At 57.5% G+C, this 11,639-nt stretch carries 10 protein-coding genes and 1 rRNA gene; 2 read left to right on the top strand and 9 right to left on the bottom strand.

The window, feature by feature from the left end; all coding sequences use genetic code 11:
- Positions 1-87 precede the first annotated feature (87 nt).
- From JQM68_RS13065 to JQM68_RS13085, 5 genes are all read right to left on the bottom strand, one after another.
- Complete coding sequence (locus tag JQM68_RS13065; protein WP_052792088.1) at positions 88-1,431, bottom strand: plasmid recombination protein; 1,344 nt, start codon at positions 1,429-1,431, stop codon at positions 88-90.
- A gap of 460 nt (positions 1,432-1,891) precedes the next feature.
- Complete coding sequence (locus tag JQM68_RS13070; protein WP_052792089.1) at positions 1,892-3,046, bottom strand: helicase RepA family protein; 1,155 nt, start codon at positions 3,044-3,046, stop codon at positions 1,892-1,894.
- Positions 3,047-3,053: 7 nt separating this feature from the next.
- Positions 3,054-3,374, bottom strand: coding sequence for a plasmid mobilization protein (locus tag JQM68_RS13075; protein WP_052792090.1), 321 nt, complete (start codon positions 3,372-3,374; stop codon positions 3,054-3,056).
- A gap of 2 nt (positions 3,375-3,376) precedes the next feature.
- Positions 3,377-4,453 (bottom strand): site-specific integrase, encoded by a 1,077-nt coding sequence (locus JQM68_RS13080; RefSeq protein ID WP_052792091.1) that lies wholly within the window; start codon positions 4,451-4,453, stop codon positions 3,377-3,379.
- A gap of 3 nt (positions 4,454-4,456) precedes the next feature.
- A complete protein-coding gene (locus JQM68_RS13085; RefSeq protein WP_052792092.1) occupies positions 4,457-4,657 on the bottom strand; it encodes a MerR family transcriptional regulator in 201 nt (66 codons plus the stop codon).
- Positions 4,658-4,848: 191 nt separating this feature from the next.
- On the opposite strand from JQM68_RS13085, the gene JQM68_RS13090 reads away from it, so the two are divergent.
- Positions 4,849-5,382 carry a helix-turn-helix domain-containing protein gene (locus JQM68_RS13090; protein ID WP_004221664.1) on the top strand — a complete coding sequence of 178 codons (534 nt, stop codon included), beginning with the start codon at positions 4,849-4,851 and terminating at the stop codon, positions 5,380-5,382.
- A 195-nt stretch (positions 5,383-5,577) separates the two neighbouring features.
- On the opposite strand, the gene guaA is transcribed toward JQM68_RS13090, so the two are convergent.
- The 4 genes from guaA to JQM68_RS13110 form a co-directional block, all read right to left on the bottom strand.
- Complete coding sequence (guaA, locus tag JQM68_RS13095) at positions 5,578-7,119, bottom strand: glutamine-hydrolyzing GMP synthase (protein ID WP_268821525.1); 1,542 nt, start codon at positions 7,117-7,119, stop codon at positions 5,578-5,580.
- Positions 7,120-7,175: 56 nt separating this feature from the next.
- On the bottom strand, positions 7,176-7,754 hold the full coding sequence (locus tag JQM68_RS13100) for a xanthine phosphoribosyltransferase (RefSeq protein ID WP_235223470.1): 579 nt from the start codon (positions 7,752-7,754) through the stop codon (positions 7,176-7,178).
- Between the two features lie 203 nt (positions 7,755-7,957).
- Positions 7,958-8,779 carry an Mrp/NBP35 family ATP-binding protein gene (locus JQM68_RS13105; RefSeq protein WP_235223471.1) on the bottom strand — a complete coding sequence of 274 codons (822 nt, stop codon included), beginning with the start codon at positions 8,777-8,779 and terminating at the stop codon, positions 7,958-7,960.
- Positions 8,780-8,832: 53 nt separating this feature from the next.
- Complete coding sequence (locus tag JQM68_RS13110) at positions 8,833-11,094, bottom strand: ATP-binding protein (protein WP_235223472.1); 2,262 nt, start codon at positions 11,092-11,094, stop codon at positions 8,833-8,835.
- A gap of 485 nt (positions 11,095-11,579) precedes the next feature.
- Here JQM68_RS13110 and JQM68_RS13115 point away from each other — a divergent pair.
- Positions 11,580-11,639: ribosomal RNA gene (locus JQM68_RS13115) — 16S ribosomal RNA — on the top strand; the annotation flags it as partial.

The following is an 11,639-nucleotide window of genomic DNA, read 5'->3' on the forward strand; positions in this document are numbered from 1 at the left end:
CCAAGATGCATCTCAATCTTATCGTGAGGTTCTTCTTTTTTCAATTGGCGCGTTTTACGAGTTACAGGAATGCTCCGTTTTTGGTGATTATCGTGCGCCTAATCTTGCTTTTTGCCTTGCGTCCCGTTTCCGTTCCTTTTCAGCCTGTTCCTGCTGGTAAGCGGCCTCTAATATTCTGTCCGCCTGTTCCGGGCCAATGGCCCGCCTGACCCGCTCATAGTCCCTGACCTTTCCCTTTAGACTGTCCCTCTCGGCGCAGACCTCGTAAATCCTTTCTGATAAGGAACTATTTTTGCTGACCTCCCGGCCATAGTCCGCTTGCAGCCGCTCAAATTTGGATTTGAGGTCGCAGTAGGCCCGGTAGACAGACCGCAGCACCTTGACGATCTTCGCCCATAAGGGCTTGGCCTTTTTCTCCCGGTAGGCCCTGGCCGATTCCAGCGGTCCCGCTTCTGGCAAGACCTGTTCCGGGTCGCTGGAAAATTCCTCCGCCAGCTTCTCCATGCCTTTCAGCATGTGGGCCACATCGTTTAGTTTGGCCTTGGCCTGGGCCGCTTCCTTTTCGGCAGCTGCCGCCTCCCTGTTCCTTCGGTCAACCTCGGCCTGGGCCAGCACAGCCGCCTCCTGAAGCTGTGCAAGCCGCTCCTGTTCACACTTCACCTTGAACTGCGTGACCGTCAGATGTTCCTCGGAACTGCCACGCTCTCCACGCTCCAAGTCCGTGTAGCCAGCGGAGCGCATCTGCTGAAAGAAATCATCCTGCAAGACGCTGTACGACTTTCTCAGCACAGGCTTGCCCTTTGCTGTTCGTAATGGCTCCCCGGTGGCCTCGTCTACTGCGGGCTGGGATGCCCACTTTTTGCTCATGCTGACCTGCATAACGGTTTCTTTGACCTTGCCCACCAGGGATTTGTCCTTGCACCGCTTTGTCCATCGTATCTCCTTCTCCACCACCGGGATATAGACCACATGGAGGTGGTAGTGGTACACGTCCTCTCCCAGCGCCTCGGACATAGCCCGGTTGCGTTCGTCGGCGTGCATGACCGCCGACAAAATATACTGCTCTCCACCTACGATTTTGATTGCGGATTTGTATGCGTCGGTGTAAAATTGTTTTGCGAAGTCATAGCCGCCGTGATTGTAGAAGTAGGCGGAGTTCACATCAAAGACCAACTCACCGTATCGAAATGCGTCCGCCTTAATGCCACGGGTGGAGATCACACCATCGGCCTCCATTTGGGAGAACATCTCCTGATACCCTGCGGATGGGACCTTGAAATGGACATTGAGCGACGTCCGCTCTGGTACAATGTCCTGGTTGACATAGGAATCCTTCTCGCGTTCGTTGTGCTGCTGGGTGTTGCCGATTTTAGCAGCGGTCAGCCTCATATTTCTTGCGTTGGTGCGGTCAATGCCGTCGCCTCTCGCCATAGGCAAAAATCCTCCCATTTCAGATGTTTGGTTGTTGAAAATGGACGGGGGTTCGGGGAAGGCACTTCCTGCGGGAAGTGTAATAACCCACTATGACACTTTCGCCCCGTTGGTGCGAAAGTGCCGTGGGCTCTCCGAGGGGGTGCGGGGGCTTTGCCCCCGGCAACTGCGGTTGCCTCCCCCAGCAGGGCCGCCCTTTGAAAAGGGCGCCCTGCACCCCGCCTAAACTTTTCCACTCGCCGTTGGGCAGGTGGAAAGGCACAGCCTTTCCACCACCCGGCAAGTGTCCTCCGTGGGCCAAATATCAAGGGGTTCGGGTTGTATTGCCTTGCGGCAATCTCCACCCACAGGTATGCCCCCTTGACATTTGACCCCGCTCCCCGTGACAGCCGTGACGACCGTGACGATGTTTTGGACACCGCCCCCGCTCTCAAAAAAGCCGTCACAGCCGTCACGGTCGTCACGCTTGGGGAGGATCCAGGGTCAGGCTGATACTTCTCCCGGCGTGGGTGCGGGTGTTCTCATAGCGGATATGATAGTCCGTTGCCAGTTTCCCGGCCCGGACGTTCAGCCGCATCGCCAGGGCATTGGGCTTCATATCCACTTGCAGGGCTGCCGCCAACTCCGTGGCCGTACCGCCCCAGGACGGCCTCTCCGCCGTGATAAAGGCGGCTACGGCCTCCAGCACCGGGTCGGGGGGTTCTACCCACAACTCCGTTTCCATCCGCTCCAGTGTCCATGTCAGGTGTTCCTTGTCCTTAATGAGATAGAGCCGCTGGTCTTGCTGGTCACGTCCTACCACATCCAAGGTGGCGGTGCCGTCCGTCCGCTTCTCCTTCTGAAGAAGAAAGGCCCCGTCTGCTGCCCCCGACAGGCCGTTGGTGCCGGAGATCATATCAAACTTGTCGTCGGCCTGCTGCTTCCGAGTGTGATGTACCAGTAGGAGGCAGACGCCGCAAGCGTCAGCAAGGCGTTTCAGCTTTCCTACCACCTCATAATCGTTGGCGTAGCTGTACTTATCCCCGCCAGCCTCCCGAATCTTCTGAAGGGTGTCAATGATAATCAGTTTGGTGTCTGGGTGTTCCTGCACGAATCGCTTTAGCTGTTCCTCCAGCCCGTTGCCGACCTGCTTTGCGCAGATGGAAAAGAGGAGGTCGTTGGTGCCGTCCATGCCGAACATCCGGTAAAGCCGCTCCTGCAAGCGACGGTGATCGTCCTCCAGCGCCAGATAGAGGACAGTCCCCTTGTGAACGGGATAGTCCCACAGGGGGAGGCCCATGCTGACGTGGTAGGCAAGCTGGGCCATCAGAAACGACTTGCCTACCTTGGGCGCTCCCGCAAAGAGGTACGTCCCCGGATAGAGCAGACCGTCAATGACGGGCGGTCTGCTCTGATAGACGTTCTCGTACAACTCGTTCATGGAAATCGTGGGGAGATACGCCGGGTCGTTCATGCGCTGCATTTTCCGCAGCAGTTCCGCATAATTTTTTTCAGGGGGATTGTTTTCTGTCGTTTCCTCTGTTATACTTGCGGTAGGTGTTTGTGAAATGGGCTGTTCCCCGTCTGCGCCAACAGACGGAACCGGGACAGTCCTTTTCGTTTCTCTGGAATCCATCAATCTATCAATCCTCCTTCATGCCGCCCATGATAGCGGCGATCATCTGAATGGTGTCCAGCAGTTCATCGTCCACGCCAGCCCCGTCCTCGGCCCGCCGCAGTTCGTCCAGAACGGCGGCAAGCTGGTCACGCAGGGCTTTGTAGACCTTGGGATTACCCTGTACCACTACGTCCCGGCACAGGAGGCGTCTTGTGATGTAGTCCTGCTTTGTCAGGCCGGAGAGCCGCACAGCGGCCTCGATCTGTTCATCTTCCTCCGGGGACACCCGGAAGGCCACGGTCTTGTTCCTCCAGCGATTTTTGTTGTCTCGGTTTTTCAGTGACATGGTTACGTTCCCATCCTTTCAAAGTCCAGTTTGTCCGCCATCTCCGTCTGCCTTGTAGGAAACAGATGGGCGTAGCGGTAGGTGATATCGATACTCTCATGCCCCACCCGGTCAGCGATTGCCAGGGCGGTGAAGCCCATATCAATCAGCAGGGAAATGTGTGAATGTCGGAGGTCGTGAATTCTGATCCGCTTCACTCCCGCCGCTTTCGCACCTCTGTCCATTTCATGGTGGAGATAGTGCTTGCTGACAGGGAAAATCCGTTCATTTGCCCCGGTGCTGTAAAACATCTTTAAGTAGTCCTCCATCTCTCCACAGAGGAATTTGGGCATCTTAATGACACGGTTGCTCTTTTTCGTCTTAGGAGTGGTAATCACGTCCTTGCCCTTGAGCCGCTGATAGGATTTGCTGATGGACACTGTACCCGCCTCAAAGTCGAAGTCTGTTGGGGTGAGGGCCAGCAGTTCCCCCTCCCGGATACCGCACCAGTAGAGCATTTCAAAGGCATAGTAGGAGAGGGGCTTGTCCATCATGGCGTCGGCAAATTTCAGATACTCTTCCTTCGTCCAGAACAGCATTTCACGCCGTTCCTCCACCCCCATGTTCCCGGCCTTGGCCGCAGGATTGACCTGGAGGCCGTAGTAGCGGACAGCATGGTTAAAGAGGGCACTTAACTGATTGTGGACGGTTTTGAGATAGGTAGGGGAATAGGGTTTTCCCTTGGCGTCCGTTAACCCTCGGATCGCGTTCTGCCAGTCCATCACGTCCTTGGCGGTGATTTCCGACAATTTCCGTTTTCCAAAATACGGCAGGATTTTCTTCTGGATGATGCTTTCTTTTGTCAGCCAGGTGTTCAGTTTCAGCTTGGGCTTCATATCCTTCTCATAGAGCTGGGCGAAGCTCTCAAAGGTCATGTTCACATCGGCCTGCTTTTGCATCAGAAACTCCCGTTCCCACGCCTGGGCCTCTTTCTTGGTGGCAAAGCCACGCTTTAACTTCTGCTGGCGCTCTCCTTTCCAGTCCGTATAGCGGAATTGGACGTACCAAGTGCCGTTGGCCTTGTTCTTAAACGCCGCCATAGGTTAATCACTCCTTTCGCTCTGGCTTCTTGTGCCATAAAATTTTTCGTGGAAGAATTTGCGGTCGATGCGGCCTGAAATGGTAATACAGCCCGTCTTTTTCAACTCCGCATTCATAGAACGAATCAGCTTATAGGCATAGGGGACAGAAACCCCTAATTCCTCCGCTACCTCGTCCACCCGCATGAACATGGTGCTTGCCATTGTGCGCTCACCTCCTTTCATGGCCCCAGAACTAAGCCTTTATGCTTAACCTATTATAACTAAGCAAATTTGCTTTGTCAAGTGGCTTGCGGAATAATTTTTAACTTTTTTGTTTAAGATACTCTTGACTGTTACTAAGCGAATATGTTATACTACTTTCGACAGAAACCACCAGATAGGAGTTGGCATTTATGGCAATAGGAGAGCGCATCCATTTTTTCCGCACCCTCCGGGGTATGACACAGAAGTATCTTGGTATGGCGGTGGGCTTTCCAGAGCGTTCCGCCGATGTTCGTCTGGCACAGTACGAAACAGGCACCCGGACGCCGAAGGCCGACTTGACCGCTGCCCTGGCGCATACATTAGATGTATCGCCCCAGGCGTTGAGCGTCCCGGACATAGACAACTACATAGGTTTGGCCCATACGCTGTTCGCCTTGGAGGATGTTTACAGTCTGAAAGTGGTAGAGGCGGATGGACGTGCCTGCCTGCAAGCAGATATTTTTCAGGGAGGCCGTCAAGCCAGTGAGCTGAACAAAATCTTGATTGCGTGGCGGGAACAGGCGGCGAAGTTGGAGGCCGGGGAGATCACCAAGGAGGACTATGACCGCTGGCGCTACAACTACCCGAAGTACGACACCACCCAGCGGTGGGCCAAAGTCCCCTCGAAGGAATTAAGCGATGCTCTGATAAAAGGATTGAAGAAACAGAGAAAAGACAAATAACAAAAAAGGTCTTGCCGACTGGTGAAAGTCAGCAAGACCTTTTTCTTAGGATATGGAGGATTTACCCGCAAGCCACCCGTTATACGGGAGTGAACAAAGTAAATCCGGTTTTGGTATCTGCTATCAATTTGCTATCAAATGCCCCGTTTCCGCTTTAAGACCCCAGTGTTTTCAAGGCTTTGCGGGTTTTGTCAGTTATTCCCACTCAATTGTGGCGGGGGGTTTGGACGTGATGTCGTAGCAGATGCGGTTGATGCCCTGGACCTCGTTGACGATACGGGTGCTGATTTTGTCCAGCACGTCGTAGGGGATACGGGCCCAGTCGGCGGTCATGAAGTCCGCGGTGGTGACGGCCCGGAGAGCCAGGGTGTAGTCGTAGGTCCGGCCGTCGCCCATGACACCTACGGAGCGGGTATTGGTCAGAACGGCAAAATACTGGTTGAGGTTTTTGTCCTCGCCGGCCTTGGCGATCTCGTCCCGGAAGATGAAGTCGGCCAGGCGCAGGGTATCGGCCTTCTCCTTGGTAATGTCGCCGATGATGCGGATGGCGAGACCCGGGCCGGGGAAGGGCTGGCGGGTGACCAGATACTCAGGCAGGCCCAATTCGCGTCCCAGCTGGCGCACCTCGTCCTTGAACAGCAGCCGCAGGGGCTCGATGATCTCCTTAAAGTCCACGTAATCCGGCAGGCCGCCCACGTTGTGGTGGCTCTTGATGACGGCGGCGTCGCCGGCGCCGGATTCGATGACGTCGGGATAGATGGTGCCCTGGGCCAGGAAATCCACGGCGCCGATTTTTTTGGCCTCTTCCTCAAAGACCCGGATAAACTCCTCGCCGATGATCTTGCGCTTGCGCTCCGGCTCGCTGACGCCGGCCAGCTTCTCCAAAAAGCGGCTCTCCGCGTCAACACGGACGAAATTGATGTCCCACTTGGCAAAGGCGGCCTCCACCTCGTCGCCCTCGTTCAGGCGCATGAGACCGTGGTCCACAAACACGCAGGTGAGCTGCCGGCCGACCGCTTCCGCCAGCAGGGCGGCTACCACGGAGGAGTCCACACCGCCGCTGAGGGCCAGCAGCACCCGGCCGCTGCCCACTTTTTCCCGGACGGCGGCGATGGCGGTCTTCTTGTAGTCCTGCATGGACCAGTCGCCTGTGGCGCCGCAGACCTCGTAGAGGAAGTTGCGGATCATTTTGATGCCGTTTTCGGTGTGGTTGACCTCGGGATGGTACTGGACGCCGTAGAAGCCCCGGGACTCGTCGGCAATGGCGACGTTGGGGCAGGCGTCGGAATGGGCAGTCAGGGCAAAGCCCTCGGGGACTTTCGCCATATAGTCGCCGTGGCTCATCCAGGAGATGCCCTCCGCGCTCAGGCCCTTGAAGAGCTTGCAGGAGGTATCATAATAGGTGACGGTCTTGCCGTACTCCCGGGCGGAGTCGTCCTGGGCCTCGGTGACCTGACCGCCCAGGGTGTGGGCCATGAGCTGGCAGCCGTAGCAAATGCCTAAGATGGGCACGCCCCAGGTGAAGATAGCGGGGTCCACATGGGGAGAACTCTCCAGATAGACAGAGTTGGGGCCGCCGGTGAAAATGATGCCGATGGGGTCCATGGCCTTCAGCTCCGCCAGAGGCGTTGTGTAGGGCTTGACCTCGCAGTACACGCCGCACTCGCGGACCCGCCGGGCAATGAGCTGGTTATACTGCCCGCCAAAGTCCAGAACAATGACAGTTTGGTGAGACAAGAGGATTCCTCCTTCGGTAAAATGATGTTACTCTGGGGGTGTGCTCCGGCGGGAGGTCAGTCCTCGTCCCGGAACACGATATGGCCCGGCTCGGCGGACTCAATGATGGCCAGAGACTTCAGGTTCACGCCGGCGGCACGCAGGCGGTCGCCGCCGCCCTGAAAGCCCTTCTCCACGGCGCAGCCGATGCCAACCAGGGTGGCGCCGGCGGCGTCCACGATGTCGCACAGGCCCCGCATGGCCTCGCCGTTGGCCATGAAGTCGTCGATGATGAGGACCTTGTCATCCGCGGACATCCATTCCTTGCTGACCAGCAGAGTGACCTTTTTCTTATAGGTGTAGGAGAAGATGTCGCTCTGATACAGGCCGCCCTCGATGTTGTCGCTCTTGGCTTTCTTGGCGAAGATCATGGGCTTGTGGAAGTGCTGGGCGACGATGGCAGACAGGGCGATGCCGCTGGCCTCGGCGGTGAGGATCATAGTGACCTCATCCATGTTGAAGTGCTTGCCGAACTCCTCGGCAATGTGCTCCATCAATTCGGTATCAATGCGGTGGTTCAGGAAACCGTCCACCTTGATGATGTTGCCGGGAAGGACCTTGCCCTCTTTGACAATGCGGTCTTTTAACTCCTGCATAGGAATATCCCCCTCATGTTTTTTCTGTATTCTTTCCCACTTTTGAGGAAAATGCTGTTCGACCTCTATTATCTCGGATTACGCCGGGTTTTGCAACTGTTTTTCCACACAAAAACAACTTTTTCGACAGCGTTCCCTTGGGCGATATGCCTCTGAAATGAACAAAAACCGTCCCGGAGCGCAGAGCGCTCCGGGACAGCAAGTTACTTGCCTTCCAGCTGGTCGGCGGCGCCGTCCAGCCAGGTACCCTGGAAGGACTCGATGTCGCCGGCGTCAGTCAAAGAGGCCAGGGCCGGGTCGATGGGCATTTCCGCCAGGACCGGCAGATTGTGGCGCGCGGCAGCCTCGGCGGTCTTGCCCTCGCCGAACACATGGAGCTTTTTGCCGCAGTCCGGGCAGACTACATAGCTCATGTTTTCCACCAGGCCCACGATGGGCACCTCCATCATCTCCGCCATCTTGACGGCCTTTTCCACCACCATGCTCACCAGCTCCTGGGGGGAGGCCACGATGATGATACCGTCTAGAGGGATGGACTGGAACACAGACAACGACACGTCGCCGGTTCCGGGAGGCATATCCACGAACAGGTAGTCGCAGTTCCACAGCACGTCCGTCCAGAACTGCTGGACCACGCCGGAGATGACGGGGCCGCGCCAGATGACCGGGTCCGTCTCATTGGCCAGCAGCAGGTTGGTGGACATCACCTGGATGCCGGTGCGGGACTCCATGGGATAGAGACCCTCCTCGCTGCCCATGGCCTGGCCGTGGATGCCGAAGGCTTTGGGGATGGAGGGGCCGGTGACGTCGGCATCCAGCACGCCCACGGAGTAGCCCCGGCGGCGCATGGTGACGGCCAGCTGGCTGGTGACCATGGACTTGCCTACGCCGCCCTTGCCGGACACAACGCCATAGACCTTGCCCACCCGGGCGTTGGGATTGTGCTCCTTCAGCAGGGACTGGGGCTCCTGCCGCTCTCCGCAGCTCTCGCCGCAGGTGGAGCAGTTATGGGTGCATTCGCTCATAGATTTCATATCTCCTTATTTATAATTGTATGGCTGAAGGGTATCTTATACCTTTACGGCTCCGCCGTCAACCGCTGGACGGAAACTTCCCCATCTCCGGCGAAAAAGGCGGCCTCGCGGCTGTGACAGGTGAACAGCAGGATCTGGCGGCGTTTGCCCTCTTCCTTCAGCCAGCGCAGGGCGGCGGCGCAGCGGCCATTGTCAAAGGAGGCCAGAGCGTCGTCCAGGATGATGGGAGCCCGGTCCTCATCCGGCAGCACCAGGTCGCAGATCGCCAGCCGGACGGCCAGGTACAGCTGGTCGGCCGCTCCGGAGGACAGCAGGGCGGAGGGGCGGTAGACACTGTCTCCCGCGGGCTCCGCCGAGAGGTGGAACGCCCGGTCCAGCACGACACCGCTGTATTTGCCGCCGGTCAGCGCACTGAAAATTTCAGCGGCCCGGCGGCCCAGCTCCGGAGAGAAGCGGTTTTGCAGGGTGGTGTTGGCGGTATCCAGTGATTCCATGGCAAGGCGGATGGCCTCGTACTCGCCCTCCAGGGCGGCAATTTCTTCTTCCAGCCGGGCGGCTTCGGAGCGCAGGACCACCGGGTCGCCCAGGGCATGGAGCTGCCCTGTGAGGCGGTCGCCCTCGGAACGCGCGGCGGCCAGCTCCGTGCGGAGAGCGGCCAGTTCAGAAGTGACGGCCTCACGGCTCCGGGCGGGGGGCGCAACAGGCGCTCCGTCGTCGGCGGGAACGGGGGCTTTTTGAGCCAGCAGCTCCAGCCGCATCCGGGCCTCCCGGGCAGCGGCTTCGGCCTTCGTCAGCTCCTGGCGGCGGACGGCGCAGGCGCGGAGCAGGCTGTCAGCGGTGGAGCTGTCAAAGGCGGCAGGGGCGAAACGGCGGACCTCCAGCAGGATAGCCTGCTCGTTGGAGGAGAGCGTATTATACAGAGCCTCCGCGGTGGCGGATTTTCCGTTGGCGGCGGCTTGGGCCGCGTCCCGGGCCTCGTATAATTTACAATAGGTATCTGCCAGGGTTGCAATGGCGGCTGGATCTGCGGTGCCAAAGCGTTTTTCCAGGGCGGCGCACTGGGCTGACTGAATGGCCCGCTTGCGAAGGAGGTATGCGGCGCCTGCGGTAAAAAGCAGGATTATGACCAGAACAGCGGCGCTCAAGAGCTGGTTTTTCGTAAAGGAAGCTGTGGCAAAAAAAGCGGCCCATGCGGCGGCAACCCCCAAAATCAACGTTGCCAATCCCGGCCAGACGTTCCAGTTTACCGCCTTTGGAGGCTCTGAGGATTCCCTCTGGGCCTGCTCCGGCGTCTGCCCAGAAAAAGGACTTTCGTTTACGGCGGCTTCCGCCCGCAGCAGGGCCTTGGCAGCCTCATCCCGTTCGGCCCGGGCCTTGTCCACGGCTTTCCGGGTGGTCTCCAAATTGACCAAAGCGCCCCGGAGGCGGCCGATGGTCTCGTTTTCCGGGATGCGGTCCGCCTGAATGCTTTGTCGCAGCGTTTGGACGGTTTGCTCAGCCTGCGCAGCGGCGTCCTCCGCCTCCGCAAGGGCCTGGCGCTCTTGGGCGGCCTCCCAGCGGTCAAGGAGAGATAACTCTTCCACCAGCCCGCTTTCCCGGCGGGAGAGAACTTCCCCTTGCCGGCGCATGTCCTGAAGCCTGATCTCCAGAGCATTCAGCTCGGAGAGCTGGCGGCGGATCTCCTGCAATTCACCCTCCAGGACAGGGATCTGGCCCGTTTTGTTGTGGCGCCGGCGGTTCAGCTGCTTTTTCAGGGCGTCGGCGGCCTCCGTGTAAGAGGTGTCCTCCTCACCGGAAGTGATGAGGGCGGCGATGCGGCGCTCCAGGCCTGCGTCCTGCGTGATGGAAATGCCGGACTGACGGATAAAGGCGCTGCGCTCGTAGACCTCCCGGCTGACACCCAGCAGGGTATCGCCGCAGTTTTGGCCTGTCAGACCGGGAAAAGCGTCGCCGGTCCCGGCGTAGAGGGCTTGAAAATCGCCCATGGGGGCGGTCTGCCGGCGGGTATTGCGAAGAAGGGTCACCTCGTCGGTCCCCACCCGGCAGTCGATCCGGCCGCTCATGGCGGCGCCGCTCCAGGGGGCGTAGCGGTTCTTGTCCGCAATGAAGCCCGTCTTGTCCCGCTCCCGGCTGTTGATGCCGTACAGCATGGCCAGGAGAAAGGCGCACCAGGTGGATTTGCCTGTTTCGTTGGGAGCCTCCAGGATATTCAGACCATCCTTCAGCTCCAGCGTGCGGTTTTGCAGTTTGCCGAAAACGGCAGTCATGCGATGAATCAGCAGAACGATCACTCCCACGATATACATAATACATATAAACTAATCAACAAGGGCATTATAGCACTGTCGTCCGGATTTGCCCAGCCTGTTTTCCAATTTGCACAGAGGTCATACTGCAATAAGCGGGGCGAATAGGTAATATCAGCAAAACGAAAAAAAGAGTGAAAAAGGTGTTGACAAATTGGGATTGGTTTGGTATTCTAACAAAGCTGTCTGACAGCGCTGCTCCGGATGTGAGTCATTTGAAAACTTTGAAAAAAGTTAAAAAAATGATTGACAAATGAAGGAGAGGCTGTTATAATAGCAATGTTCCGCCGGAAAGTGGCGTGTACCTTGTAAATTAAACAACGTAACGAAAAGAAAGCACCAGACGGAGACAGTTCTTAGGAACTGTAACCAAAAGTTGCAAAGTCCGGGTTAAGTCAATTACCGGATGATGTAACTATAAAAAGATGAAGCTATGACAAATAGCTCTATGAAGGTTTGAACAGCAAAAGCTGTTTAGATACCATTTTATAGAGAGTTTGATCCTGGCTCAGGACGAACGCTGGCGGCGTGCTTAACACATGCAA

This window comes from Oscillibacter valericigenes (genome assembly GCF_021531435.1).
Lineage (GTDB): Bacteria > Bacillota > Clostridia > Oscillospirales > Oscillospiraceae > Oscillibacter > Oscillibacter valericigenes_B.

Coding starts and splice junctions, on each gene's coding strand:
- JQM68_RS13105 (WP_235223471.1), bottom strand. CDS start 8,779: ATGAGCGAATGCACCCATAACTGCTCCACCTGCGGCGAGAGCTGCGGA.
- JQM68_RS13110 (WP_235223472.1), bottom strand. CDS start 11,094: ATGTATATCGTGGGAGTGATCGTTCTGCTGATTCATCGCATGACTGCC.
- JQM68_RS13070 (WP_052792089.1), bottom strand. CDS start 3,046: ATGGATTCCAGAGAAACGAAAAGGACTGTCCCGGTTCCGTCTGTTGGC.
- JQM68_RS13090 (WP_004221664.1), top strand. CDS start 4,849: ATGGCAATAGGAGAGCGCATCCATTTTTTCCGCACCCTCCGGGGTATG.
- JQM68_RS13100 (WP_235223470.1), bottom strand. CDS start 7,754: ATGCAGGAGTTAAAAGACCGCATTGTCAAAGAGGGCAAGGTCCTTCCC.
- JQM68_RS13075 (WP_052792090.1), bottom strand. CDS start 3,374: ATGTCACTGAAAAACCGAGACAACAAAAATCGCTGGAGGAACAAGACC.
- JQM68_RS13065 (WP_052792088.1), bottom strand. CDS start 1,431: ATGGCGAGAGGCGACGGCATTGACCGCACCAACGCAAGAAATATGAGG.
- JQM68_RS13080 (WP_052792091.1), bottom strand. CDS start 4,453: ATGGCGGCGTTTAAGAACAAGGCCAACGGCACTTGGTACGTCCAATTC.
- JQM68_RS13085 (WP_052792092.1), bottom strand. CDS start 4,657: ATGGCAAGCACCATGTTCATGCGGGTGGACGAGGTAGCGGAGGAATTA.